Origin of the sequence: Streptomyces canus (genome assembly GCF_030816965.1) — a bacterium.
Lineage (GTDB): Bacteria > Actinomycetota > Actinomycetes > Streptomycetales > Streptomycetaceae > Streptomyces > Streptomyces canus_E.
This window is the reverse complement of record NZ_JAUSYQ010000002.1, coordinates 2969418-2996400: the sequence shown is the minus strand read 5'-3', so window position 1 is coordinate 2996400 and position 26983 is coordinate 2969418. Positions and strand designations below refer to the sequence as shown.

The window sequence follows — 26983 nt, the reverse complement described above, 5'->3', positions numbered from 1 at the left end:
TGAGCGTTCTGTCATAAGGGCGAAAGGCGGTAAGTGTGACCGTCGCGTCAACCCGCCGCCCCACCCGGCGCTTGGCACCCGGCACGTCCACGTTGCCGGTCGGCCTCCTACCTGGTTTCCGCGTCGCAGCAACGATGCTGACCGCGCCGCCGTACACGGCTCCAGCCCCGCCTCAGCAGTGGGCTGTCGTGGCCGCCGACCATCAGCGCCGCGCTCCTTCCACAAGAAGTCGGCGCGTCTGCGCAACCTCGAAAGGTGTCTGCACATGTTCCGTTCATCCCTCGCCCGCCGGTCCCGTACCCCGCTCACCGTTGTCGCCGGGGCCAGCATCGCCGCGGCCCTGCTGGCCACCGCGATCGCCCCCGCCTCCGCCGACAAAGGTGTCCAGGTACCAAGTCCCAAGCCGACCGTCGTCCTGGTCCACGGTGCTTTCGCCGACTCCACCAGCTGGAACGACGTCATCAGGAAACTTCACCACGACGGTTATCCGGTCGTCGCGGTCGCCAACCCGCTGCGGTCCCTGAGCGGCGACTCCGCCTATCTGAAGGACGTCCTGGCGGGCATCGACGGCCCCATCGTTCTGGCCGGGCACTCCTACGGCGGCTCCGTCATCAGCAACGCGGCCACCGGCAACAAGAACGTCAAGGCGCTGGTCTACCTCGCCGCCTTCCTCCCCGAGAAGGGCGAGAGCGCGGCCGACCTGTCGGGCAAGTTCCCCGGCAGCACCCTCGGCGAAGCCCTCCGCTCGGTGCCGTTCACCGAGGCGGACGGCTCCCAGGGCACTGACCTCTACATCCAGAACGACAAGTTCCGTCACCAGTTCGCCGCCGACGTGCCCCGTAACAAGACCGACCTGATGGCCGTCACCCAGCGACCTGTCACCAACGCCGCCCTGGCCGAGGGTGCGGCCGAGCCGGCCTGGAAGACCATTCCCTCCTGGGTCCTGGTTGCCACGCAGGACCTCAACATCCCGCCCAAGGCTCAGGAGTTCATGGCCGAGCGGGCAGGCGCCCACACCACGGAGGTCCGCTCGTCGCACGCGGTGAGCGTCTCACAGCCCGGAAGGGTCACCGACGTCATCGAGGACGCCGCGCACTCGGTGCGCTGACGCCTCTTACGCATGCCGGTCATGGGATCAGGACGGACCAGACGGTCCGTCCTGATCCCATGTGCGCCCGGTGCGGCCCGGTCACAGGTGGGGGACGGCGAGGACCCTTCCGACCTGGATGGGCACACCACAACGGCCGGTACCGGACAAGTGTCTCGGTACCGGCCGTCGTGCGGTCCGGTCGCGCGGGAGCGGATCCCGCGCCCTGGTCGTTCTCCGGAGTTACTTCCCCTGCCGCGCGATCCAGTCGGTGAACCGCGTCTCGCCGAGGCGCGCGTCCGGACAGGGCAGCAGCGTCTTCTCCTCCAACTGGGCGCCGAAGTACGGGGCCTTGGGATCGGAGACGACCGTGCGCGGGTCGTTCTTGGCGGCCAGGCCCTTGCGGATCAGCTCGTCCAGCTGGAACGTGTCAGGCCCGGCGACCTCGACGACACCGCCCACCGGCTCACCGACGGCAGTGCGGCCCACCGCGGCGGCGACGTCGTCGGAGTAGATGGGCTGGATCGCGATGGGGGCGAGGTGCACCGTGTTGTCGTCCTTGGTGGCGGAGTCCGCGATGCCCTTCATGAACTCGAAGAACTGGGTGGCGTGCACGATGGAGAACGGCACACCGGAGTCCCTGATCAGCTCCTCCTGCGTCTGCTTGGCACGGAAGTAACCACTTTCCTGGAGCCGCTCCGTGCCCACCACGGACAGCGCGACGTGGTGCGTGACACCGGCCTCCTTCTCCGCCTTGAGCAGATTCGTGGTGGACGTGCGGAAGAACTCCATGACCGCGTCGTCCGCGAACGAGGGGGAGTTGGATACGTCCACCACTACCTGAGCGCCCTGCAGAACCTCAGCCAGGCCCTCGCCCGTCAGGGTGTTCACACCGGTATTGGGCGCGGCCGGAACCGCCTCGTGGCCGTGTTCGGTGAGCTTGCCGACCACCTTGGAGCCGATGAGACCGGTTCCGCCGATGACTACGACCTTCATGATGGTTCCTCCTTGATTGTTTGGTTTCCGTACCCCCTAGTGACAGGACAAGGGAGGCAGGTGTGACATGGCACCGGGCGCATCATGTGCGGCGCGTAGTGGTGGCCGGGCCGAGACCCCGCTGCTGGACACTGTGTGTCACAGATCCGATGCCTTGCCTGTCTCATGTACGAACCGGCCCGGCCCACATCAAAAGGGGCGCTCCGCGCCGTGTGCCGCATCATCCCCCTGCACGGGGGTCTCGGGAGCAGTATCGACTCGCCGTATGAAAGACCACATATGATCAGCCCTTTCCCATGGCCGGATGTGCCTGCCGGCGATCCGTGCCGAGGGGATGTCGAGCAGGACGCCCGCCCGCTGGTGGACTTCACCTTCTGCCGTGACCTCACCCTGGTCCTGCTGTCGCAGGACGAGCAGGACGCAACCCTCGTCCGGCGCCTTCTGACCCCGAGTCGGCTGACCGAGTCGCTGGTCTGGCACCGTCACCTCCGGGACGCCCGCCACTTGTCCGCCTCGCGCGGCGCTCCGGTGTGCGTTCTGGTGGGAAGCACACCTGTGGGGCAGTCGTTGTCCGATGTCGTCGGCTCGATACGCCGCAGAGCCCCCCGTGCGGCCGTACTCCTCCTCGCCGGCATGAACAAGCAGGCCGCCAGGAATCCGCGCCTCGGTGCCAACCCCCTCGCGGGATGGGTGCAGGGCTGGATCGATCACCGGCGGACGGCACCCCACGAGTTCCGCCGGGAGATCTGGCTGGCCCTCCAGCGCGCCCACCGGGACACAGCACCGGCCGCCGTACGGGCGGAGGAGCTCATCGCACAGGACAATGCCCTGCTGGAGCGGGGCCTGCTTCCCGATGTGACCCTGCGCGGCGACGGCTTCACCACCGGGCTGCACTACGCGCCCGGTCGCTCGCACTCCCTGCTGGGGGGCGACTTCTGCGACGTGGTGCAGACCGATGACTCCACGGTCCACGTCGTGATGGGCGACGTCTCCGGGCACGGCGCTGCCGAGGCAGCACTGGCCGTCCATCTGCGCCTGGCCTGGCGCACCGCCGTCCTGTGCGGCCAGAGTCAGTTGGAACAACTGCATCTGCTCGAACGGATCCTGCTCGACGAACGGCTGGACGAGGACACCTACGCCACCGTCGTCTCCCTGGTGTTCCCGCCCGACGGACGGTCCGTCCGCGTGATCAGCGCAGGCCACCCGGGGCTGCTGCACCGGCACTCGGGCAAGGTCAGCTGGGTGGAGCCGCAGCCGGGCATCGCGCTGGGCCTCTTCCCCGGGCGGGGGGACTGGTCCGAGACCGAGATGGCCCTCACCGACCGGGACAGCGTGGTGCTCTTCACCGACGGGCTCTACGAAGGCCGCACCGCACGCGGAAGGCTCGGTGAGGAGGGGCTGCTTCGCCTGGCGGCCCGCTTGGCCCACCTGGAACCCCAGGCTTTCGTCGACGCCCTGGTGCGGGGTGCGTCGCTGCTGGCCGCGCCCTTCGGGGGACTGCTGGACGACGTGGCCGTCCTGCATCTGGGCTGGAACAGGTCCGGCCGGGTCTGAGCCCCGTGGACTCGGGCGGCGTGGGGAAGCCCGAACGCGTGCAGCCGGCCCCGGTTCCCCGGTGAAGGGAGCCAGGACCGGCAGGCGGGGCGGGAACCTCCTACCGCACAGACAGCCCTCGAGCGCCGCAGCCTCCAGAATGCCTACCGTCACCGGACAGGGGGAAACGTCTGCCGCGTCCACCAGCCGGTGCCGTGGTTGCCGGAGCGGCATCGGACGGTGGCGTGGGTGCGGACGCCGGGATCGTGCTCGGGGTGCCGATGACGGCGAGCTCGGCGCCGACCGCAGGGGTTCGTCCGCACCGAACCGGCCGTCCACGGCCGGCGTCACCCAGGTCCGGGTCGTGGCACCTCGCCGCTCACTGGTCGAGGCCGTAGCGCGCGCGGGCCTGCGCGACGGTCTCCGGGGCGACCTGCCCGGTCCTGGCCAGCCGGTACAGCGCCGTCACCACGATGGACTCGGCGTCCACCTGGAAGTGGCGGCGCACGTCCGCACGGGTGTCGGAGAGACCGAAACCGTCGGTGCCCAGGGAGTAGTAGTCCTGCTCGACCCATTGGCTGATCTGGTCGGGCACCTGCCGCATCCAGTCGCTGACGGCCAGCACCGGGCCCGGCGCACCGGCCAGCGCCCGGGTGACGTACGGGGTGCGTTCCTCGCCGCGCATGCGGGCGGCGTCGGTGTCCATCGCGTCGCGGCGCAGCTCGGTCCAGGACGTCACCGACCACACGTCGGCGTGTACGTTCCAGTCGGAGGCGAGGAGTTCCTGCGCTCGGAGGGCCCAGTGGATGGCCGTACCGGAGGACAGCAGCTGGAGCCGGGGGCCGGTCGCGGTGGGCTCGGCGGGCCGGTACCGGTAGATGCCCCGGACGATGCCCTCCTCGATACCCGGCAGCGCCGGCATGGCCGGCTGGTGCTTGGGCTCGTTGTACACGGTCAGGTAGTAGAAGACGTTCTCCGGCTGCTCGCCGTACATCCGGCGCAGGCCGTCCCGGACGATCACCGCGATCTCGAAGGCGAACGCCGGGTCGTAGCTGATCACCGCCGGGTTGGTGGAGGCCAGCAAGTGCGAGTGCCCGTCGCCGTGTTGCAGCCCCTCGCCGGTCATGGTGGTGCGTCCGGCGGTGCCGCCGACGACGAAGCCGCGGCCCATCTGGTCACCGAGCGCCCAGAACTGGTCGCCGGTGCGCTGGAACCCGAACATGGCGTAGAAGATGTAGAAGGGGATCATCGGCTCACCGTGCGTGGCGTACGAGGTCGCCGCGGCAGCGAACTCGGCCACGGAACCCGCTTCGGTGATGCCCTCGATGATCAGCTGCCCGGTCTTGCTCTCCTTGTAGTAGAGCAGTTGGTCGGCGTCGACCGGGTCGTAGTTCTGACCCAGCGGTGAGTAGATCCCGGCCGTCGGGAACATCGACTCCATCCCGAACGTACGGGCCTCGTCGGGGATGATCGGCACCCAGCGCGCCCCGGTCCGCTGATCCCGCATCAGGTCCTTGACCAGGCGGACCAGCGCCATCGTGGTGGCGACCTCCTGATGGCCGAAGCCCTTCTCCAGGGACTCGAAGGGCTTGGCGGACGGCTCCGGCAGGGGTTTGGCGATCACCCGGCGAACGGGGAGGGGGCCGCCCAGCGCCGCCCGCCGCTCGTGCAGGTACCGCACCTCCGGCGAGTCCTTGCCGGGGTGCCAGAACGGGACCTGCTCACCGGCGAGCGCGCTGTCGGGGATGGGCAGCTCCAGCAGGTCGCGCATCTCGCGGAACTGCTCCATCGTGAGCTTCTTCATCTGGTGGTTGGCGTTGCGGGACTCGATCGCCGAGCCGAGCGTGTGGCCCTTGACCGTCTGGGCGAGGACCACCGTCGGCCCGCCCCGGTGTTCCACGGCGGCCCGGTAGGCGGCGTACACCTTCAACGGCTCATGGCCGCCGCGGGAGTTCTCGAACAGCTCGACGACCTGGGCGTCGCTCAGAGAGGCGGAGACGGCGGACAGGGCATCGCCGGTGAAGAAGTTCTTGCGGATGTAGGCGGCGTCCCGCGCGGCGAGGGTCTGCATCTGCGCATCGGGCACCTCGCCCAGGCGCCGCACCAGGTCGCCGGTGGTGTCCTGGTTCAACAGCGGGTCCCAGGCTTCGCCCCACAGGGTCTTGACCACGTTCCAGCCGCTGCCGCGGAACCGGGCCTCCAGCTCCTGAACGATCTTGGAGTTGGACCGGACCGGCCCGTCCAGGCGCTGGAGGTTGCAGTTGATGACGAAGGTGAGATTGTCCAGGCCCTCGCGGGACGCCAGCGTGAGAGCGGCGATCGACTCCGGCTCGTCCATCTCCCCGTCACCCAGGAACGCCCACACCCGTGAGGCGGAGGTGTCCTTGATGCCGCGAGCCTGGAGGTAACGGTTGAACCGGGCCTGGTAGATCGCGCCGAGCGGGCCCAGCCCCATGGACACCGTCGGGAACTCCCACAGCCATGGCAGCCGGCGCGGGTGCGGGTAGGACGGCAGGCCGTGGCCGCCGGCCTCCCTGCGGAAAGCGTTCAGTTGCTCCGCGCTCAGGCGCCCTTCGAGAAAGACCCGGGCGTAGATGCCCGGCGAGGCATGCCCCTGCAGGAACAGCTGATCGCCCGAGCCTCCCCCACTCTCGGCTCCGCTCGAGCGGGAGGTGCCCCCACCGTCCTTGCCCTGGAAGAAGTGGTTGAACCCGATCTCGTAGAGCCAGGCCGCAGAGGCGTAGGTGGAGATGTGGCCGCCCAGTCCCAGACGCGAACCGCGGGTGACCATCGCCGCCGCGTTCCACCGGTTGAGCGCGGTGATCCTGGATTCCATCTCCAGGTCCCCGTCGAACTCCGGCTGCGCGGAGGCCGGGACGGTGTTGATGTAGTCCGAGGACAGCAGCCCCGGCAGGGACATCCCGGACCGCGCCGCGAACTCGTGCACCCGTCGCATCAGGTACACCGCCCGGTCCGGCCCGGCGTTCCGCACGACAGCGTCGAGGGAGGCCTGCCATTCGGCGGTCTCCTCGCGGTCACGGTCGGGTATCTGGTCGAGCTCACTGATCGCAGAGGAGTCAGTGGGCCGGGACGGATCACTCATGGCAGCCTTCCTGTCGCGGCGGGGAGAGGGGGGAAGTGCCGGCGGCGGAAAGGGTCGGTGTCGCACAGACGGCCGGCCGGCAAGCACGGGCGGCGACAGGTGCCGCCGCCCTGGTGGGGGCAACGCACGTTGAGCTACTGGGTCAAACCTGTGGTGGTCCAAGTCGTGCTCGGCCCGGAGGACGTCCGCTCAGCGGGCACGACGCCGACGAACGCAAGAACCCCGAACAACGGCATACGGCGACATGGCGACCGGCACGATCTCTCTGGACCTCTGTGAGAGGCGCGGAATCGATGCCGCTGATCACGCTGCTACTCGACGAAGTACGAGTCGTGCTTGTCGAAGAACGCGGCACGCTCCTCCTCGGAGGCGTGGGCCAGCTGCGACACCTGCTCGAAGTACTCCTCACGCGGTGCGCCCGGGGTGAACAGCAGCAGCATGTCGGCCGGGGCGTCGGAGTCGTTGCGGAAGGCATGCAGACCGCCCTGGGGCACATGCAGGAAATCACCCTTGCGCGTGTCGACCCACTGCACACCGTCGAACACACGCACCGTGCCGTCCAGGATGTAGAACGACTCCGAGATCCGCTTGTGGAAGTGCTTCTTAGGCCCGCCCGCCCTCGGCCTCATCTCCACCCGGTAGAGGCCGAACTCACCCCGCGTGGTGTCGGTGGTCGCCAGATAGTGGGTGGCGTCCTTGCCGGTTCCGCTCTCGCCGAGGGCCGGCGGTGTGGTGGCAGGCCGGTAGACGGCGCTGACCTCGCCGTCCTCTCCCCAGTACTTCTGCTCCGGATACGGGTACGACATGTCGCGATTCCTTTCCTGCGACAGGCACGCTGTGACGCGCCGGCGCGGGCCGCTGAACAGCGGTCCTCTCAACAGTGAGACCGATGAGCACCCACCGATGTGACACTGCCGCCCCTGGACGGGATGTCAGTCGACGACGCGGTGGTGGGCGAACCGGGACACCAGCGGGGGCTCCGCCAGCCAGCCGTGCGCCCGCCCGCGCAGTGGATGACGGACCGTGTCGGCCTGCCGCAGCGTGCCGAAGGCCACCAACGCGCCGATGGCCAACAGGCCCGCACACAGCGGCATGGCCCGGCTGAACGAGGCGTCGAAGGCGGCACCTGATCGGTAGGCGTCCGGCCCCATCCCCACCAGCAGCGGCAGCGCTGCCACGGCGACCAGGCCGGAGGCGCGGGCCGCTGCGTTGTTGATGCCACTCGCCAGCCCGGCGTTCGCGGCCTCCACCGACGACAGCAGGGTGACGCTCAGCGGGGCGACCATGATGACCATGCCGGTGCCCATCACCATCAGGGCGGGCAGGACGTCGTGGAGGTAGGACGTGCCGGGGCCGACCCGCAGCATCATCAGCATGCCGGCCCCGCACACCAGCGGGCCCACGGTGAGGGGGATGCGCGGCCCCAGCCGTTGGGCGAGCATGCCGGAGTGGGACGAGAACAGCACCATCAGCACCGTGTTGGGCAGCATGGCCGCGCCGGCTGCCAGCGCCGAGTACCCGACGACGATCTGCAACTGCAGAGCGGTCAGGAAGAAGAACCCGCCCGTGCCCGCGTACACGCACAGCGTGAGCAGGTTGACGGAGCGGAACGGGCGGGACGAGAAGATCGACAACGGCATCATCGGGTCGTTGCTGCGTCCCTCCACCACAAGGAACGCGAAGACCGCCACTGCGCTGCCCACGGCCGCGGCCAGGACCACCGGTCCGCCGTCCCGGGCCTCGGTCAGTGCGTAGGTGGCCAGGGCGAGCGTCACAGCGCCCAGCACGGCACCGGGGATGTCGAAGCCGAGCCGCCCTCTGCCACCGGCGGCGACCGCGAGACCGTCCTCGCGGGGCGTGCCCACGGACTCCGGGACATGACGTAGCGCGACGGGCAGGCACAGAAGCGCCGGCACAGCGCTGAGCAGGAAGGTCCAGCGCCAGCCGGGGCCGTCCACCAGCCAACCGCCCACAAACGGTCCGAGGGCCGCGCCGATACCGCCGAATCCCGACCACAGACCGATCGCGCGGGGCCGGTCGTCCGGATGGAACGAGGCCTCGATGATCGCCAGTGAGCCGGGGGTGATCAGGGCCCCGCCGACGCCCTGCAGCGCTCGCGCGGTGATCAGCGTGGTGGTGTCGGGAGCCAGACCGCACAGCAGGGACGCCACCGCGAACCACACGATGCCCACCACGAAGACGCGACGCCGTCCGAAACGGTCGCCCAGCGAGCCGCCCAGCAGGATCAGGGCCGCCAGAGTGAGCATGTAGGCGTTGGCGATCCACTGCAGAACGCCGAGGTCGGCGTCGAAGTCGGCGCCTATGTGCGGCAGCGCCACGTTGGTGACGGTCGAGCCGAGCATGACCACGCTGGATCCCAGAACGGTGGCCAGCAGGGTCCACCGGCCGCGCGCACTGGCGACACGGAGGGGACCCCGGTCGTCCGGAGACGAGGAGGAGGACGAAGACGGAGATGACGTCATGTCGCGTCCCGGCGTCAGGTGGCGAAGTCGTCGCGGCCGGCGTGTTCCTGCCGCAGGGCGCGCACGTCACGCACGGCGGCCGCGAACGCCTCCGGGCGTTCCTGCGGGAGATTGTGACCGGCGTCCGGCACCTGCCGGTGCAACCGGGGACCGGTGAAGTGGTGAGCGCTGGACGAGCCGTCCGTCGCCGGGAAGTTACCGTCGGCCAGGCCGTCGAGGGTGACGGTGGGAACCGTGATCGCGGGCAGCTCGGCGAGACGCCTCTCGAGGTCCACGTACGCCTCTGCGCCCGGCGCGAAGCCGAGCCGGTGCCGGTACGAATGGATGACGACGTCGGTGTAGTCGGGATTCCGGAAGCCCTCCGCGGCCCGCGCCAGATCTTCTTCCTCGAACGGCCACCGGGGGGAGTTCCGCTTCCAGATGACCCGGGCGACACCCGTGGGGTCGGCGGCCAGACCGGCCTCGCCTCGCTCGGTGAGGAAGTAGTAGAAGTACCAGAACCCGGCCTCCAGTTCGGGGGCCACGGGGGTCATCGCCGCACCGATGTCCTGGATGAGATAGCTGTTGACCGAGACCAGACCCAGGATCCGCTCGGGCCACAGGGCCGCGGCGATGTTGGCCGCCCGTCCGCCCCAGTCGTATCCGGCCACGTAAGCCCGCTCGACGCCCAGAGCGTCCATGAGCGCGATGACGTCGGCTCCCAGGGCTGCCTGCTGACCCGAGCGCGGGGACGCTTCGGACAGGAACGCAGTGGGCCCGTGTCCCCGCAAGTAGGGGACGACGACCCGGAAACCGTCCCGGGCGAGCAGCGGGGCCACGTCGACATAGCTGTGGACGTCGTAGGGAAAACCGTGCAGGAGCAGCACAGTGTCACCGTCCGCGGGACCCGTCTCGTAGTAGGCGACCTCCAGCACGTCGGTTCTGACTCGTCGCAGAGGGGCGAGTGCGGGGCGATCTGGCATGAGAGGCCTCTGGATTCCGGTACGAGTGGGGTGGCGACGGCGCGCCGTCCGTCTCCTGGTCGTCCTGGTCGAGGACCAGGACGACCAGGAGACGGGGGGCGGGTGTGCCCGGTGTGCCCCGAGCGGACGTCTCAGCCGAACATGCCGGGCTTGTAACCGCCCGCGGGCTGCTGGTTGATGATGTTGATGCGGTTGTAGGCGTTGATGAGAGCGATCAGAGAGATCAGCGCGGCGAGCTGGTCCTCGTCGTAGTGCTTCGCGGCGTTCGCCCATGCCTCGTCCGACACACCGTTCGCGGCGTCCGCGGTGCGGGTGCCCTGCTCGGCCAGCTCCAGCGCCGCACGCTCGGCGTCGGTGAAGACGGTGGCCTCACGCCACGCGGCCACGAGGTTCAGACGCTGCTGGTCCTCGCCCGCGGCGAGGGCGTCCTTGGTGTGCATGTCGGTGCAGAAACCGCAGCCGTTGATCTGGCTGGCACGGAGGTTCACCAGCTCCACGGTGGCTGTCGGAAGCGCCGAGCTCACCACTGGGGCGATCGAGTTCAGGTGCCTCATGACCTTGCCCGCAAGGGCGTTGCCGAAGTAGTTGATACGTGCGTCCACGGCGGGTTCTCCTCAGATGTTGGACCGTTACAACGCACTGACCGGGACCGCCCTCGATCTGTGACAGCGTTCGCCGACGACGCCGCCCTGCACGGCACAGTCGCGCCGTGATTCACCCGCCCTGGTCCCTTTTTCTTGGTGTGTCACACATCGGCTCCTGGCCCGGTCTGATGGTGTGGACGTCCTGTGAAACCCCACCCTCTCTGTAGGAGCACACTGTGAGTGACATCATTCTCGAGCCCGCCGCGCAGGAGTTCGCCGACGCGGCCGCCAAACCGCCGCTGCTGTACGAGCTCGGTGTCGACGGTGCCCGCAAGCTGCTCGATGACGTGCAGTCCCAGCCCATCGAGAAGCTCGACGTGGACGAAAAGTGGATCACCGTCCCCGCCCGCGTGGGTGACGTGAGGGTGCGCATCGTCAAGCCTGTCGGCAGCAGCGGTGTCCTGCCCGTGATCCTTTACGTGCACGGCGGCGGCTGGATTCTGGGCAACGCCGGTACACACGACCGTCTGGTGCGCGAGCTGGCGGTGGGGGCCAAGGCGGCCCTGGTCTTCGTCGAATACGACCGTTCACCTGAGGCGAAGTACCCCGTCGCCATCGAGCAGGCCTACGCCACCGCCCAGTGGATCACCACGAAGGGGAGCGAGGAATCCCTCGACGGGTCCCGCCTCGTCGTCGCCGGTGACTCCGTCGGCGGCAACATGACCGCGGCCCTCACCCACATGGCCAAGCAGCGCGGTGACGTGACCTTCCTGCACCAGTCGCTGTACTACCCCGTCACCGACGCGGCCCAGGACACCGAGAGCTACCAGACCTTCGCCCATGGCCCGCACCTGACGGCGAAGGCCATGGAATGGTTCTGGGACGCCTACACCACCGACCCGGCCGAGCGCGCCCAGATCACCGCGTCGCCCCTGCGCGCCACACTGGAAGACCTCCAGGGTCTGCCGCCGGCGCTCGTCATCGTCGACGAGAACGACGTACTGCGTGACGAGGGCGAAGCGTACGCCCGCAAGCTCGTCCAGGCCGGCGTGCCGACCACGAGCATCCGCTACAACGCCAGCCTGCACGACTTCATGATGCTGAACACGGTCCGCGGAACCCAGGCCTCGAGCGCGGCGATCGAGCAGGCCATCCACGTTCTGCGCAAGGCCCTGGGAACCAACTGACACCCATCGGGCGGTGACGCCCCCGCGGCAGCCCAGGTGTGCCGCGCATGCCGCACCGGCAAAGGAAAGGCCACTCTCGTGAGTGCACTGAAACCGACCATCGTCCTCGTCCACGGCGCCTTCGCGGACTCCTCCAGCTGGAACGGCGTCGTCGAAAGGCTCCAGTCCCACGACTATCCGGTGGTGGCCGCCAGCAACCCGCTGCGTGGACTGGCCGTCGACGCCGATCACGTCAGGCAACTCGTGGCCTCCATCGACGGCCCGGTCGTCCTCGTCGGCCACTCCTACGGCGGGTCGGTCATCAGCAACGCCGCGACGGGACTGAACAACGTCAAGGCGCTCGTCTTCGTCGCGGCCTTCCTGCCCGACGAGGGCGAGAGCGCGGTCACCCTGTCGGGCAAGTTCCCCGGCAGCACTCTCGGAGAGACGCTGCGCCCCGTGCCGGTCACGCTGCCCGACGGCAGGCAGGTCGCGGATCTCTATATCGAGCAGAGCAAGTTCCACCACCAGTTCGCCGCCGACGTCCGCGACGAGACGGCTGCGGTCATGGCCGCCACCCAACGTCCCGTGACCGATGCCGCGCTGGCAGAGGGCGCCGCGGCCCCTGCGTGGAAGGACCTTCCGGCATGGGTTCTCGTGGCCACCGAGGACCGGAACATTCCGCCGCAGGCGCAGATCTTCATGGCTGAGCGTGCGAAGGCCACGTTCGTGAGCCTCAACGCCTCCCACGCGGTCAGTGTCTCGCACCCCGGTGATGTCGCCCGCCTGATCAACGAGGCGGCGCAGGCGACCGCCTGAGCGGACGGCTTTCTGAGTACGGCACCGTCGGGTGGCCGGTCGCGCATGCGATCGGCCACCTGGTCGTACCGGCCGACTGCACCTCGGCCTCGAGTGATGCCCTGTCACAGGATCAGCGTCTGCCTTGTCTATAGGGCGTCTGTAGGGCCGTGGTCGGAACCACCGACGGGTACGAGGAGGAAGCGCATGCAGGTCGCTGTCGCCGGGGGAACCGGCCTGGTGGGGAAGTTCGTCGTAGCCGAGCTGCGAGCGGCGGGACATCAGCCAGTGATCCTCGCCCGCTCGCAGGGCGTGGATCTGACCACCGGCGTCGGATTGCAGGACCGGTTGTCCGGCTGTGACGTGGTGATCAACGTTGCGAACGTCGTCACGACGAGAGCGAAGGTCGCAGTCGACTTCTTCTCCCGGACCACCGGCAATCTGCTCTCCGTCGCCCGGCGAACAGGGGTCAAGCATGTGATCACCCTGTCGATCGTCGGCAGCGACGAGGTGGACTTCGGGTACTACATGGGCAAGCGCGCGCAGGAGGAACTGGTCCGCGACGGAGATCTGTCATGGACCGTGCTCCGCGCCACCCAGTTCTTCGAGTTCCCTGAGCCGCTGCTGGACAACCGGTCACCGGTGGTCCTGATGCCGAACATGCTGGCTCGCCCCGTCGCCGCCCGAGATGTCGCAAAACGGCTCGTCGACCACGTGACGCAGGACCCTGCGGGAATGGCACGGGAAATCGCCGGACCCCAGCAACTGGGCATGGTGGACATGGCGCGCCGTATCGTGCGCGCCCAGGGCCGGCACCGGATCGTCGTTCCTGTGTCGCTCCCGGGCAAGGTCGGCAAAGCCATGTCGGGAGGGGGTCTGCTGCCTCACGGGGACTACGACCAGGGCCCGTTGACGTTCGACGACTATCTCGCGGGCTTGGCGCGGCCCATGGCGACCGGTCGGTGAACGAGCATCCGGCGCGCAGGGTGGCCGAGATGTCGAGGAACAGATCGGCATCGTGAAGCGGCCGAGTGATGTCCGAGACGCCCGGCGAGCCCTGCGGCCGTTACGGAGTCCGGGAGCAGGCGCTCCATCGGATGCGGTTCGCGTACTCCCGGAACGCGGCAGCAGTCAGATCTCTCAGTCTCAGGACTGGGTTTCGACGTACTCGAATGTCGGGCCGGCCGTCGTGTCGTCTCCGTCGGGCATCGTCATCAGATTCTGCGCCTCCGCCTTGAGTGCGTACATCGTGCCCGTTGCGGCTCCGAGCAGCTGCGGACTGCCGTTGAAAGCCTGTTCGAGCTGCTGGAGCAGTTGGCAGTACGTCCGGTTGAACTTCTCCTGAGCTTTCCGGATGGGGCTGCCCAGGGGATGGTCTGCCAGCAGGGGGTTGGGGCGCATCGGCAGGACGCCGTCCGGGTCGATCACGACGGCCTCACCCGTGGGTCCGGACTGCGGTGTGTCACCGCGCAGGTAGCGGCGTCCGAGCTTCAGTTCCTGGAACCGGTAGTAATGAGAGACCTCATCGCGGTCGGGATGGAAGATGTCCCGGTCGCCGTCCCAGACCTCGCCACGTGCCGTCCCCTCACCTTGTTCGACGATTTCCTCCAGAGCCGCGAGCGCCGAAGCGAGGTCCGTGACCGCGGTCAAGGTGCCGCCGGTATGGGCGAAGGGACCAGCTGCCACCTGGCGCGCCCCGTCACCGCAGAAGACTTCTGTCTCCCCGAGTTCAGCGCACAGGTGACGCAGCCCTTCTTCGATCGCGTCATAGAACTGACCGATCGTCTCGTAGTCGTCACCTTCCGGCGGAGCGCTGGGCGCCGCCGGCTGTTCCAGACGGAGGAACATCTCGAGTGCCTCCGTCCCGAACGGAACGAGTGACAACCGCAGGGAACGGTCGCCATGGGGGAGAGGGCGAGGATGACGCTGCAGCAGCGTCGCCGGATCCAGCCGAGGCTCCCCGCCGACCGCGTTGAGCAGGTTCGCCGCCAGCGCCAGGTGGATCATCTCCTCGACGAAGACGCTGCCGACCGCTTGGGCAGCGTCCGGGTTGGCCTGCGGGTCGAGAGAGTAGAGAGCGCAGAGATAGGGCGGCAGGGTGGCGTGTTCCAGTTCGATCGCCCATTGAAGGTGCTCGCGAAGGCTGTCGAGCGTTTCGATCCGTGCTGCTGTTGCCTGGCTGACGTGTGACACTTCTTCGTTGTTCACGGGTTTCCCATTTCGGGTGCAGGGGTGATGGGCGTGATGCCGATGCTGCCCACTCGCGTCACCGGCTGGTCAGAACCGTCGGATGCCACTGCCGGCGGGAAAGCGCATCGCCGACCGACCGCTGGTTAAGACAGGGAAGACGTCCGTTCTGTGACATCGCCGGGTCCCGGGAAGCCGTGACGTCGGCCCCCTTCCCGGCTGTCACAGATCTGCCGCGTCCCCGGTCATATGGAACAACGGGATGAGCAACCAACTTTCACAACCATGTCTTCGGCTACTTCACAGCCTCATGACGTGGTGGACATCATGGAAGGTGCGACACAATGTCTGATAACGGACATCACGGGCATGGGCACGGTCATGGGGACGGCGGCGAGGACGGGCCGAGTTGGACCAGGGCGGCGACGCTGCTTCAGGACGCCGCGCCGATCACCGTTCCCGAGGGTGCCTCGGCCATGACCATTCACGTGCACTGGGAGCCCGGGGACCCCGGCACTCCGCCGCATCGTCACCCCGGCCCGGCGTTCGGGTACGTCACCAAGGGTGCGGTCCGTTTCGAGCTGGAGGGGGAGCCGGAGCGGGTCGTCGAGGCGGGCGGCACGTTCTGGGAGCCGGGCGGTGACGCGATCCATTACCAGGACGGCAACGCCCTGGCGGACGAGGCGACCGAGTTCGTGGTCACCATGATGTGCGCGCCGGGCAAGCCCATGGTCGAACTCGTCGACGAAGAGGAACTCAAGCAGCGCGCCCACCTCCGCGCCCCGCGACCCACCGCCTGACCCAGCGCGGCAGATCCTCTGGACGTCGAGTGCAGACGCGCCAAACCCCTACGACAGCACCGCCGTCGCCGAACCTGGCGACGGCGGTGCTGTCGTAGGTACGGCGAATCCGTCACGCGGGTGAGGACCGCACGTCGGCACCAGTGAACTCGACGACGTCCCCGGTGGCGGCGGCCCTCACGACCGGGTCCTATCCGAGCAACTCGGCCTCGGCCGAGACGTCGTACATCAGCTCGGCGATGTGAGTGGGGATGGGCGGGACGGGTTCGCGGCGCACCCCGGTCGTCGGGGACCACACCATGTTGACCTTCAGGTCCGGGTCGACATCGGGGTAGTCGGACCGGTGGTGACAGCCCCGCGTCTCCCGCCGTTCCAGGGCGCACTCAAGTGTCGCGCGAGCGGCGAGAACGGTGGACCTGAGGTCATAGGCGTACGCGAGGTCCTGGAAGCCGCCGACGTCGACGTGCACACCCACGTCCGCCATGCGGGCCTCGATCTCGTCGAGTCCGGCGAGTCCGGCGGCGAGCCCGGCCGCGTCCCGCACGACACCGGCGTGCTCCGTCATCAGGTGGCGCACCGACCGTTGCAGCGCGCGGACGTTCTGGTCGCCGTCGGCGGCCAGAAGCCGGCTCACGTCCGCCTCCGCGGCGCGAATCGCTGCCGGCGACCGCTGCTGGCTGGTAAGCCCGGCCGAGTACTCCGCGGCGGCCCGGCCGGTGATCCGGCCGTAGACGAGTAGTTCGATCAGCGAGTTCTCCTCCAACCGGTTCGCGCCATGCAGACCACTGGCCGCCTCTCCGATCACAAAGAGCCCGTTGACATCCGTGCTGTGGTCCTCGGGCCGCACCCAGACGCCGCCCAAGGAGTACTGGGCGGTCGGCGCGACCTCGATCGGGTCGCGGGTGATGTCGAGCATCTGCACGTCCAACAGGGTCTGGTGCACCCGCGGCAGCCGCGTCAGGACCGTCTCGCGCGGCAGGTGGGACAGGTCGAGCCAGACACCGCCGGCCTGGGTGCCGCGTCCCTCCCTGATCTCGGTGTAGGACGCCAGCGCGACCCTGTCCCGGCTGGAGAGCTCCATGCACTCGGCGTCGTAGCGCTTCATGAACCGCTCACCGAGGTTGTTGAGCAGGACCCCGCCCTCGCCGCGTGCCGCCTCGCTGACGAGCATGCCGGCCGCGTTCTCCGGCGTGATCAGCCCGGCGGGGTGGAACTGCACCAGCTCGGGGTCGCGCAACCGGGCACCGGCTTCGACGGCGAGGCGGAAGGAGTCGCCGGTGTTCTCGTTGCGACGCGAGGACGTACGCCGCCAGACGCGCGTGTGCCCTCCGGTCGCGAGGATCACCGCATCGGCGTGCACGAGATAGCGCGAGCCATCGACGACGTCGAATCCGTAGGCACCGAACACCGCCCCGTCGTCGACCAGCAGCCGGGTGACGTACACGCCCGGCAAAACGGGAATGGCGAGCTGCTTGGCGCGGTCGCGGAGCGCTCGCTGCACCTCGAGGCCGGTGTACTCGCCGGTGAACGCGGCGCGACGGTACCTGCCGTCGCCAAGCTGCCGCCGGGTGGGCCCACCGTCGCCTTGTCGGTCGAAACGCATGCCGTAGCGCCCCATGTCATGGAATCCCTGAGCGGCGTAGTGGGCCACGACCTGGGCGGTGCGCGGGTCGGCCAACAAGTGGCCCTCACGCAACGTGTCGGCCGCATGCCGCTCGCACGCGTCACTGCGCCCGGGGCCGGCACTGGGGATCGCGGGTACTCCCTCGGAACCACTGAATCCAGTAACAGTGTGGACATCGTCAGCCGGGCGCTTGAGTACCGCGATGACCGCGACACCGGCCTCGGCGACCTCGATGGCCGCTCGGAGGCCCGACTTGCCCGCCCCCACCACGAGGACGGACGTGGCGAGCTGGTGACCGAGCGAAGACATGGGACCTCCTGCGACAGCGGACAGACGACATCATGGGCAGTGGTCGACCGGATAGTGGCACCATGTGTGACAGCATCAGGGAATTTCTTGGCGTGGAGTCAATCACAGCAATCCGACACACGCGGCGGGGACCCCCCCCAGGTATCGTTGCAAGGATCGTTCCGAACAAACGTTGTGTATGTCTCCCCCCGGATTCCTCGAAGGAGCCGCGTCGCATGATCGCCAGCCCCCTTCCCGACCTGGTCGGGCGGCATCGGGAGTGTGCGGCGCTCGACGACCTGCTGGTCGGCTTGCGCGAAGGTGACTCCCGAGTAATGGTGGTCCGCGGCGAAGCCGGCATCGGAAAGTCGGTGCTCCTCGAGTACGTGGCCGCGCAGGCGTCACGGGTGAAGGTGACCTGGGCACGCGGCATCGAGGCCGACATGGAACTGCCGTACGCGAGCCTGCACCAGCTGTGTGCGCCGTTCCTGGACGAGCTCGAAGAGCTACCGGCACCCCAGCGAGACGCCCTCCGCGTAGCGTTCGGAATGGCGGCCGGCGACCCGCCCGACCGCTTCCTGGTCGGCCTCGCCGTGCTGACCCTGCTCACCCGGGCCTCGGAGACCCGACCGGTGCTCGTCCTGGTCGACGACGCCCAGTGGCTGGACCAAGTGTCCCTGCAGACCCTGGAGTTCGTGGCCCGGCGACTGCTCGCCGAGGCGGTCGCGATGGCCTTCGCGGTACGCGACCCCGAAGGGCAGGCCGCACTCAGCGGTCTGCCGGCGCTACGGCTCGCCGGTCTCGACACCGCCGCGGCCGGAGAGCTCCTGGAAGCCGCCGTCGGTGGACGGCTGGAGAAGCGGATCCGGGACCGGTTCGTGGCCGAGATGCACGGCAACCCGCTCGCGCTGCTCGAGTTCTCCCGCGGCCGCAGTGCTGCGGAGTTGGCCTACGGCCTGGACTCGTCGAGTTCCCCGATTGTCCAGGGGCCGGTCGTGAGCCGCGTCGAACGCGACTTCGCCAGCCGCCTCGCTTCGCTGCCCCCGGAGACCCGGACACTGCTCCTGATCGCCGCGGCGGAACCGGTGGGTGACGCGCGCCTGCTGGTCCGCGCAGCCGCCTCTCTGAAGATCACTCCCGATGCCGCACCGGCCAAGGCGGCCGGCCTGATCGAGTTCGGTGAGTCCGTTCGGTTTCGACACCCGCTGGTGCGTTCGGCGGTCTACCACCGAGCCGACCCCGAAGAACGCCGAGCGGTGCACCGGGCGTTGGCCGCGGCCACGGACCCGGTCCTGGATCCCGACCGGCGCGCCTGGCATGCCGCGCAGGCCGCCGACGGGCCGGACGAGGAGGTCGCCGCGGGGCTGGAGCAGGCCGCCGGCCGAGCGCGGCAGCGCGGCGGCATGGCCGCCGAGGCGGTACTTCTGGAGCGCGCGGCCGAGGTGACGCCGGACCTCTGGCAGCGGGGCCGCCGAGCCCTCGCGGCCGCGGAGGCGTACTTCTCGGCCGCCGCGCCCGACCGCGCCACGGAACTGGCGACGCTGGCCGAAATGTGTCCCCTCAGCCCCTTGGACCGCGCCCGCCTGGCGCGCCTGCGTGCCAGGATCCTCTTCGCCCGCCACCGCAGCGACGAGGCGGCACCTCTGCTCCTTGACGCCGCCGTACAGTTTGCTGCCGCCGACTCGCCACTGGCACGGGAGACCTACCTCGAGGCGATCAGCGCGACCATCTTCGCAGGCAGGCTCCACGGTCCGACGGGCGCCCGCGCCGCGGCGATCGCGGCCCGCGGGTCCGGGGCACCCTCCTCGGGCTCCGAGGCCGCCGACCTGCTCCTGGACGGTGTAGCCACGCTCCTCACAGGCGATTACGAGACCGGTGGAGCGGCGCTGCGCCGCGCGCTGGAACCTCTTGTACACGAGGACGTCGGCACCCGGGAGGCGACGATGCGTTGGCTTCTCCTGGCCCCGGTCGCACTGGAGGCGTTCATTCACCACGCCTGGGACCTGACCGCGTGGGACATGCTCGCGACTCGTGCGGTGCGCCTGGCTCGTGACATCGGAGCGCTCGGCGCGCTGCCACCGGCACTGGTCTACGCAGGCGGGGTGCACATCCACACCGGCGACTTCGCCGAGGCGGCCCGGATGATGGACGAAGCCGACGTGCTCGCCGCCGCGACGGGCCACGCCCCGCACAAATACGCGACGCTTGTTCTGTCTGGGTGGCGAGGCGACGAGGACGCTGCCATCAGCCTCATCGAAGACGCCAAGGCGACCGCCTCACTGCACGGCGAGGTGGGCCTCCTGGGCGTCTCGGGCTATGTCCAAGGCGTGCTGTTCAACGGCCTGGCGCGCTACGACCAGGCTCTGGTGGCCGCTCGCTCGGGCATCGACCACGACGGGTTCAACTTCACCGGCCTCTCGCTGGTCGAACACGTCGAGGCCGCGACCCGGTGCGGCGAGCTCGGCCAGGCCCGTGCCTCGCTTGCCCGGCTGGTCGAACTCACCCGCGCCGCCGATACCGGCTGGGCCCGTGGCGTCACCGCACGCAGCCATGCTCTCCTCACCGACGGGGACGAGGCCGATGGTCTGTACCGGATCGCGATCGAGGAGTTCGGCCGCGACCGCGTGGCCGTGAAGGTGGAGTTGGCACGCACCCACCTGCTGTACGGCGAGTGGCTGCGCCGCAACCAGCGCCGTGCGCTCGCCCGGAGGCACCTTCGCACGGCCCACGAGATGTTCGACGGCATGCGGGCGAACGCGTTCGCCGAGCGTGCTCGCCGCGAGCTGCTCGCCACTGGCGAGCACGTCCGGGCGCGGGAGGTCAAGCCGACAAGCGCCCTCACCCCCCAGGAGTCGCAGGTCGCGGCGCTCGCCGCCCGCGGCATGACGAACGCGAAGATCGGCGCCGAGCTGTTCATCAGCCCACACACCGTGGAGTGGCACCTGCGAAAGGTGTACACGAAGCTCGGGATCAGCTCACGTCGCGCGCTGTCGGGTGCCCTCGCGAGCGCCCCGGTCAGGGACACGACAGGCGCGGGCGCGGCGCAATCCGGCTGAGGTCGCGGGCCCGGAGTTGTCCCGGGTCCCCCGGTTTCCCCAGGGGACCCCCAGGGGACCCCCAGGGGACCCCATGGGGTCCCTACGGACTCGACCACGGGCACCAAGGGCGCGGTGAGCAGTGCTGCGGACCGAGGGTGGAACCAATGCCCTCGATGGGCGCCGCCCACGAAGAGGAGTCCTCGATGTCCGCGCCCAGCACGGAGGCGACGACGCACGCCGAACCGCCTGCCGCCCAGTCAGCCGAGGACGACCTGGACCTTGCCCTCGACGACTTTCTGGCCCAGCGGACACGGCTGTTCCGCATCGCCTACCAAATCCTCGGCGACGTTTCGGGAGCCGAAGACGTGGTCCAGGAGGTGTGGCTGCGCTGGCAGCTCACCCACCGCGCGTCGATCGAGAATCCCGCCGCGTTCCTGACCACGGCAACGACCCGTCTGGCGATCAACGTGATTCAGTCCGCGTGGCACCGCCACGAAACCCCGGCCGAGTCGCAGTTGGTCGGCCGCGGCGACCGGGCCGCCCAGGATCCCGTGCTGCGTGCTGAACAAGCCGTGGCCGTCGAGGCGGCATTGGCCCTGCTCATGGCGAGGCTGACGCCGGAAGGGCTGGCCGCCTACGTACTGCGGAAGGGCTTCGACTACGCCTATGCCGATCTTGCGAGGTTGCTTCGGATCAGCGCCCCGAACGCACGGGTCATGGTCCACCGCGCGCAAGCCCGCCTGGAATCTGACCGCGAGCGACCAATCCCTGCTGAGTCACACCGTCGCCTCGTCGCCGCGTTCCGGACGGCGGCCGGCACCGGTGACCTGGAGGGCCTCATACAACTGCTGGCCCCTGACGGCACTGTGCACCGCCTGCCGTCACAGGCCCCTCGATCGCTTCGTCCGGATCACCCATCCGCGCGACAAGCGGCATAGGGAACATGGCTGTCACAACGATGGCCGCTGGCTTGTCTACTCGGTATGGGCAAGCGGCGGCGGCTCAACGCCGCTTCCTCCTGCTGGGACGTCGTTCCGGCAGAAGCGGTCGGGCGCTGCGGACAGCATGGAGGCCATCCCCGATGAGTGACGATGCCACGTTGATCACGCAGTGGAACACACTGACCCTTGTCCATCGCCGGATCGAGACCCGGATCGAGCGACACCTTCATCAACATCTTGGCCTGGGGGTCAGCGAGTTCTACGCCCTTCGCGCCTTGTGGGAGGGCATGCGGGCGGGGACGGGCTTGCTCTACCTCAACGACCTGGCCAACGGGATAGGGCTGAGCCAGTCCGCCACCAGCCGTCTCGTGGCGCGTCTGCGGGATCGCGGCCTGATCACCACGCACACCTCGTTGCACGACCGTCGGAGCGTCGAGACCGAACTCACCGCCGTCGCGCACGACGTACTGCGGGTGGGTTCGCCGCTCCTCCACCAGGCGGTCGAGGAGGCCGTGCGGGAACTCGACGCCGGGGACACCGACGAAGATCTGCTCCGCTATCTCCGGGGGAGCGCGTACGGCACGGCCCCTCGACCGGACGAGGAACATATCCCCGCACTGGGATGAGAGGCGGCCCGGTCTCGAGACACCACCGTGTGCGTGACGACCCCGTGGAACGGCGGCAGATGACGGGGCTCGGGGCTCTGCCGAGCGCGGTGCCCGAACTCCAGTCGGCGAGATGCACACATGATCCCGGGTCGGACTTCGACTGCGATTGGCTGGAACCGTCGGCTCCGCTGTCACACATCTGGGCGTCGCTCGGTCTGGATGTACGAGCCGTTATGACTATGCGGTCACGCTTGGGGCGGACGGCATGGCGTCCGCTCGTCGACATCATGGAAGGTGCGACACAATGTCGGAGAGTGCGCTTCACGGGCATGGGCACGGTCATGGGGACGGCGGCGAGGACGGGCCGAGTTGGACCAGGGCGGCGACGCTGCTTCAGGACGCCGCGCCGATCACGGTTCCCGAGGGTGCCTCGGCCATGACCATTCACGTGCACTGGGAGCCCGGGGACCCCGGCACTCCGCCGCATCGTCACCCCGGCCCGGCGTTCGGGTACGTCACCAAGGGTGCGGTCCGTTTCGAGCTGGAGGGGGAGCCGGAGCGTGTCGTCGAGGCGGGCGGCACGTTCTGGGAGCCGGGCGGTGACGCCATCCACTACCAGGACGGCAACGCCCTGGCGGACGAGGCGACCGAGTTCGTGGTCACCATGATGTGCGCGCCGGGCAAGCCCATGGTCGAACTCGTCGACGAAGAGGAACTCAAGCAGCGCGCCCACCTCCGCGCCCCGCGACCCACCGCCTGACCTCGACTCCGCACGTGTGACCCAGCGGATTGCATCGAGTTGGGACACCATGTGACAACAACCTGGTGACTCACCACCAGGCCCAGCCCATAGCATCGACTGAGTGGATGTGTGGCCCCCTTGGGAGGGCGCACAGCCGGCGAATCAATCAAGGTGATCACCATGGCAACCGAGAGTGTTCTGCATCCAAGCCTGATCGTTCCGATCGGGCACGTCGAGCCCGTGCCCCGCCGTATCCGCGGCACGATCGGTGGCCGCGTCGCCTTCGACACCCGCCGCGCCCTGTACGTGTGGGAATGGCGGGCCTACCCTCAGTTCAGCATCCCGATCGAGGACCTCGTGGACGGTGTGCTCGAAGACGACAACCACACGGAACAGCTCGGTGCCGGCCCGGCACACCGGCACACTCTGCGGGTAGGCCCTCACGTCCGCGCGGGCGCGGCCTGGCTCTGGGGCGAGGGCGCCCCGGGACCCTTGCACGACACCGTGCGCTTCGAGTGGGAGGCCCTGGACGCCTGGTTCGAGGAAGACGAGCCCGTCTTCGTTCATCCCAGGAGCCCCTACTCCCGTGTGGACGCTCTGCGGTCCACCAGCAGCGTTCGGGTGGAGCTGGATGGTGTGGTGCTGGCCGAGGCCCCCAATTGTGTGAAGCTGTTCGAAACGGGCCTTCCCACCCGTTACTACCTTGATCGCAACTGCGTCGACTGGACCCTGCTGCGGCATTCAGACACCGTGACCCGATGTCCCTACAAGGGGACGACGAGCAGTTACTGGTCTTTCGACAGCGACAGGGCCTCCCATGAGGACATCGCCTGGGGCTACGACTTTCCGACCATTCATGCCAACCGCATCGCGGGGCTGACTGCGTTCTACAACGAGCACGTCGACCTGTACGTCGATGGTGTCCTGCTGCCGAGGTCCACTCGCGGCTGACCAGTTCTGGTTTCGGCTCTTCTGCTTGAGGAGACGCAGGGGTCGGTGGTCGACCACCGGCCTCCCGTCGGCCGCGGCTCGGAACCACCCTGATCGCGGGGAGGGCGAGCTGATCGAAGGAGGCGACCGCAGACCAGAGCTGACGGAAACGGCTCGCGGACGCTCGTTGTCCTGTCGCGTGGGCAGTGAACGATTTTGAGACAGCGCCTACACGAGGCGGAGGTATGGTGGCAGCCGGGAGGCTGCCATGGGGAGAGACGGAGTGCGGGCCGGGCTCGTCGGGCGCCGGAACGAGTGCCGATATCTCGACCACCTCTTGGCAGAAGCCAGGGCCGGGCAGAGCGGGGTCCTGGTGGTGCGTGGTGAGGCAGGCATCGGGAAGACCGAACTGCTGCACTACCTGATCGAGCGTGCCATCGGTTGCCGCGTCGTCCGGGCGGCCGGCGTCCAGTCCGAAATGGAGCTCTCCTACGCTGGACTGCACCAACTCTGCGCTCCGCTGCTGTCCCACCTCGATGATCTTCCCGAACCGCAGCAGAACGCGCTGCGCACGGCTTTCGGGATGCGGGCCGGTGACGCGCCGGATCGTTTTCTGGTGGGGTTGGCCACTCTCAGTCTGCTTGCCGGCGCTGCCGGTGACGAGCCGCTCGTCTGTCTCGTGGATGACGCGCAATGGCTGGACCGCGTGTCGGCCCAGACGCTGGAGTTCGTCGCTCGTCGGCTGCTTGCGGAATCGGTTCTGCTCGTTCTCGCCGTCCGCGAGTCCGGGCCTGGCGAGGCTTTCACCGACCTGCGAGAGCTGCACGTGCGCGGGCTGAGCGACAGTGATTCCCGCAGGCTCCTCGAATCGGTGATCACCGGCCCGCTCGACCGGCGCGTGCGGGACCGGATCGTGGCCGAGACGCACGGCAATCCGCTGGCACTCGTGGAGCTGCCGAGGGGCCTGACCGCAGTCGAATTGGCAGGAGGGCTCGCCGGGCTCGAGCGCGGCCCACTGTCCAGCCAGATCGAGAACGGTTTCCTCCGTCGCGTCCAGTCGCTCCCGGCGGAAACGCAACAACTGCTGCTCATCGCCGCTGCAGAGCCGGTCGGTGATGTGGCCTTGCTGCGGCGGGCTGCCGAACGTCTCGGAATCGCTGTGAGCTCTGCCGAGACCAGCGCCGAAACGTCCGGACTCATCTCGTTCGGTACCTGGGTTCGCTTCCGGCACCCGTTGGTTCGGTCTGCGGCGTATCGCGCCGCAGACTTCGAACAACGGCGACGGGTCCACAAGGCCTTGGCGGACTCGATCGACGCGCAATTCGATCCGGAACGCCGTGTCTGGCACCTGGCGAGCGCGACGACGGGACCGGACGAAGCCGTGGCCTCCGAATTGGAGAGATCGGCCGGGCGCGCGCAACTGCGCGGCGGAATGGCCACGGCAGCGGCCTTCCTCCAGCGAGCTACCGAACTGACCTCGGACCCCACACGCTGGGGGCACCGGGCGTTGGCTGCGGCGCAGGCCAAGTATCGAGCAGGCGCTTTCGACGTTGCGCGGGAGCTGGTCGACGCGGCGGAACTGAGCCGCCTCGACGACGTCAGGTCCGCGCAAGCCATGCTGCTTCGCGGGCAGATCATGTCCGTCTCCCAAAGCGCCAGTGCCGGACTACCACTGCTGCTCGAAGCAGCCGAGCGGCTCCAGCCGTTCGACGCCAAGCTCGCCCGTGAGACCTACCGGGACGCTCTCTACGCGGCATTGACCGCAGGCCGACTGGCCGCGGGGGGCGTCCGCGACGTTGCAGAAGCGGTGCTGAGCGCACCGCCCTCGACGCACCCCGCGACCCGTGAGGATCTCCTCTTGCAGGGGGTCGCACGGGTGATCACCGAGGGTTACGCCGCTGGTGCGCCGGTTCTCATGGAGGCCGTGGCCGCCTTCCGCACGGAGGAGGTCGCGCCGGAGGACGGTCTTGGGTGGCTCCCGCTCGTGTGCCGTATGGCACACACGACGTGGGACTTCGACGCCTGGTCAGAGCTCTCCGCACGACTGGTCGACATGGGCCGCGACACAGGAGCCCTGGCTTTTCTGCCGTCGTCCCTCCTGCTCCGTCTGTCGAATCGGGCATTCGCCGGCGACCTGCGGGGCGCCGATTCCCTTGTCGCGGAGGCGAACGCGATCGGTGAGGCGACGGGCAGCAGTTTCTTCGCGCACTACGGCGCACTGGTTCTGGAACCTTTCAAGGGGCGGGAGTCCACGACCTATCAGGCGATCGAAGCGCTCACGCAAGACCGTCTCCTGCAGGACGAGGGAAAGGTGACGACAGCCACGCAATGGGCCTTGGCGGTGCTCTACAACGGCCTTGGGCGATATGAAGAGGCCTACGCGTGCGCAGAACGTGGAAGCGAGAACCCGCAGGAACTCGGCTTGTCCCTCCAGTCCAGGGTGGAATTCGTCGAAGCCGCCGTACGGTCGGGGCGAACAACCAGGGCGGCCGAAGCCGCGCGGATGATCGAAGAGATGGCCCAGGCCAGCAAAACCACCTGGGCACTCGGCATTTCGGCCGCTACCCGTGCCCTGGTGAGCGACGGACGGGCAGCCGAGGATCTGCACCGAGAAGCCATCGAGCTGCTCGACAGGACGCAGACCCGGATGGACAGCGCCCGCGCCCGACTCAGGTACGGTGAATGGCTGCGAAGTGAAGGCCGGCCGGCGGACGCTCGTGAACGGCTGAGCGAAGCGCACGAGATGCTCAGCGAGGCGGGCGCCGAGGCATTCGCGGAGCGCGCACGACGTGAGCTCCAGGCTGCGGGAGCGAAGGTGCGCAAACGAGCCTCAGTCGCGCCGGCGATCCTCACGGCAAAAGAAGTCGAGATCGCGCGGCTTGCCAAGGAGGGTTTCACCAACCCGGAGATCGGCGCCCGACTGTTCCTCAGCCCTCATACGGTCGATTGGCATTTGCGCAAGGTGTTCGCGAAATTGGGTATCTCCTCCCGCAAAGAGATCTCTTCGGTGCGGCCGGAAGGCCTGACGGCCACACGTTGACCGTGCCCAACGCGTCGCCCGCGCTCGGTGTAGGGCCTGTCCAAGTCCACGGCCGAGTGGGGCGGCCACGGAC

General features: G+C 68.7%; 20 protein-coding genes. 12 read left to right on the top strand and 8 right to left on the bottom strand.

Going from position 1 to position 26983, the window contains the following annotated elements:
- The first annotated feature begins 265 nt into the window (after positions 1-265).
- A complete protein-coding gene (locus QF027_RS14715; RefSeq protein ID WP_307074976.1) occupies positions 266-1108 on the top strand; it encodes an alpha/beta fold hydrolase in 843 nt (280 codons plus the stop codon).
- 222 nt (positions 1109-1330) lie between these two features.
- Here QF027_RS14715 and QF027_RS14710 read toward each other — a convergent pair whose 3' ends face one another.
- The gene (locus QF027_RS14710; protein WP_307074974.1) at positions 1331-2083 is read right to left on the bottom strand and encodes an SDR family oxidoreductase; all 753 of its coding nucleotides are present in this window, start codon (positions 2081-2083) and stop codon (positions 1331-1333) included.
- Between the two features lie 279 nt (positions 2084-2362).
- Here QF027_RS14710 and QF027_RS14705 point away from each other — a divergent pair, with 279 nt between their 5' ends.
- Positions 2363-3637, top strand: a complete 1275-nt coding sequence (locus QF027_RS14705; RefSeq protein ID WP_307074971.1) for a PP2C family protein-serine/threonine phosphatase — start codon at positions 2363-2365, stop codon at positions 3635-3637.
- A 358-nt stretch (positions 3638-3995) separates the two neighbouring features.
- On the opposite strand, the gene aceE is transcribed toward QF027_RS14705, so the two are convergent.
- The 5 genes from aceE to QF027_RS14680 form a co-directional block, all read right to left on the bottom strand.
- On the bottom strand, positions 3996-6719 hold the full coding sequence (gene aceE / locus QF027_RS14700; protein WP_307074969.1) for a pyruvate dehydrogenase (acetyl-transferring), homodimeric type: 2724 nt from the start codon (positions 6717-6719) through the stop codon (positions 3996-3998).
- A 311-nt stretch (positions 6720-7030) separates the two neighbouring features.
- On the bottom strand, positions 7031-7525 hold the full coding sequence (locus tag QF027_RS14695) for a cupin domain-containing protein (RefSeq protein ID WP_306982193.1): 495 nt from the start codon (positions 7523-7525) through the stop codon (positions 7031-7033).
- 126 nt (positions 7526-7651) lie between these two features.
- The gene (locus tag QF027_RS14690) at positions 7652-9202 is read right to left on the bottom strand and encodes an MFS transporter (RefSeq protein ID WP_307074967.1); all 1551 of its coding nucleotides are present in this window, start codon (positions 9200-9202) and stop codon (positions 7652-7654) included.
- 14 nt (positions 9203-9216) lie between these two features.
- Complete coding sequence (locus tag QF027_RS14685; RefSeq protein ID WP_307074965.1) at positions 9217-10164, bottom strand: alpha/beta fold hydrolase; 948 nt, start codon at positions 10162-10164, stop codon at positions 9217-9219.
- 131 nt (positions 10165-10295) lie between these two features.
- Positions 10296-10766, bottom strand: coding sequence for a carboxymuconolactone decarboxylase family protein (locus QF027_RS14680; protein WP_306982198.1), 471 nt, complete (start codon positions 10764-10766; stop codon positions 10296-10298).
- 218 nt (positions 10767-10984) lie between these two features.
- On the opposite strand from QF027_RS14680, the gene QF027_RS14675 reads away from it, so the two are divergent.
- The 3 genes from QF027_RS14675 (at position 10985) to QF027_RS14665 (ending at position 13678) form a co-directional block, all read left to right on the top strand.
- Entirely contained in the window at positions 10985-11935 is a 951-nt protein-coding gene (locus tag QF027_RS14675) for an alpha/beta hydrolase (RefSeq protein ID WP_307074964.1), read from the top strand.
- 78 nt (positions 11936-12013) lie between these two features.
- Positions 12014-12733: an alpha/beta fold hydrolase gene (locus QF027_RS14670; RefSeq protein WP_307074962.1), complete on the top strand. Its 720-nt coding sequence runs from the start codon at positions 12014-12016 to the stop codon at positions 12731-12733.
- 186 nt (positions 12734-12919) lie between these two features.
- A complete protein-coding gene (locus QF027_RS14665) occupies positions 12920-13678 on the top strand; it encodes an SDR family oxidoreductase (RefSeq protein WP_307074960.1) in 759 nt (252 codons plus the stop codon).
- Between the two features lie 180 nt (positions 13679-13858).
- On the opposite strand, the gene QF027_RS14660 is transcribed toward QF027_RS14665, so the two are convergent.
- Entirely contained in the window at positions 13859-14920 is a 1062-nt protein-coding gene (locus QF027_RS14660) for a ferritin-like domain-containing protein (RefSeq protein WP_307074958.1), read from the bottom strand.
- 323 nt (positions 14921-15243) lie between these two features.
- Between QF027_RS14660 and QF027_RS14655 the strand changes: the two genes are divergently transcribed.
- Complete coding sequence (locus QF027_RS14655) at positions 15244-15699, top strand: cupin domain-containing protein (protein ID WP_307074955.1); 456 nt, start codon at positions 15244-15246, stop codon at positions 15697-15699.
- Between the two features lie 190 nt (positions 15700-15889).
- Here QF027_RS14655 and QF027_RS14650 read toward each other — a convergent pair whose 3' ends face one another.
- The gene (locus QF027_RS14650; protein ID WP_307074953.1) at positions 15890-17632 is read right to left on the bottom strand and encodes an FAD-binding protein; all 1743 of its coding nucleotides are present in this window, start codon (positions 17630-17632) and stop codon (positions 15890-15892) included.
- Between the two features lie 215 nt (positions 17633-17847).
- On the opposite strand from QF027_RS14650, the gene QF027_RS14645 reads away from it, so the two are divergent.
- The 6 genes from QF027_RS14645 to QF027_RS14620 all read left to right on the top strand — a co-directional run bounded on the left by QF027_RS14645 (position 17848) and on the right by QF027_RS14620 (position 26910).
- Positions 17848-20667: a helix-turn-helix transcriptional regulator gene (locus tag QF027_RS14645; protein WP_307074951.1), complete on the top strand. Its 2820-nt coding sequence runs from the start codon at positions 17848-17850 to the stop codon at positions 20665-20667.
- A 185-nt stretch (positions 20668-20852) separates the two neighbouring features.
- Positions 20853-21587 carry a sigma factor gene (locus tag QF027_RS14640; RefSeq protein WP_306982213.1) on the top strand — a complete coding sequence of 245 codons (735 nt, stop codon included), beginning with the start codon at positions 20853-20855 and terminating at the stop codon, positions 21585-21587.
- A gap of 143 nt (positions 21588-21730) precedes the next feature.
- Positions 21731-22216, top strand: a complete 486-nt coding sequence (locus tag QF027_RS14635) for a MarR family winged helix-turn-helix transcriptional regulator (protein WP_306982215.1) — start codon at positions 21731-21733, stop codon at positions 22214-22216.
- Between the two features lie 286 nt (positions 22217-22502).
- Positions 22503-22958, top strand: coding sequence for a cupin domain-containing protein (locus QF027_RS14630; protein ID WP_306982217.1), 456 nt, complete (start codon positions 22503-22505; stop codon positions 22956-22958).
- 162 nt (positions 22959-23120) lie between these two features.
- Positions 23121-23891 (top strand): DUF427 domain-containing protein, encoded by a 771-nt coding sequence (locus QF027_RS14625; protein WP_307074948.1) that lies wholly within the window; start codon positions 23121-23123, stop codon positions 23889-23891.
- Between the two features lie 247 nt (positions 23892-24138).
- Positions 24139-26910 carry a helix-turn-helix transcriptional regulator gene (locus QF027_RS14620; RefSeq protein WP_307074945.1) on the top strand — a complete coding sequence of 924 codons (2772 nt, stop codon included), beginning with the start codon at positions 24139-24141 and terminating at the stop codon, positions 26908-26910.
- Positions 26911-26983: the final 73 nt, after the last annotated feature.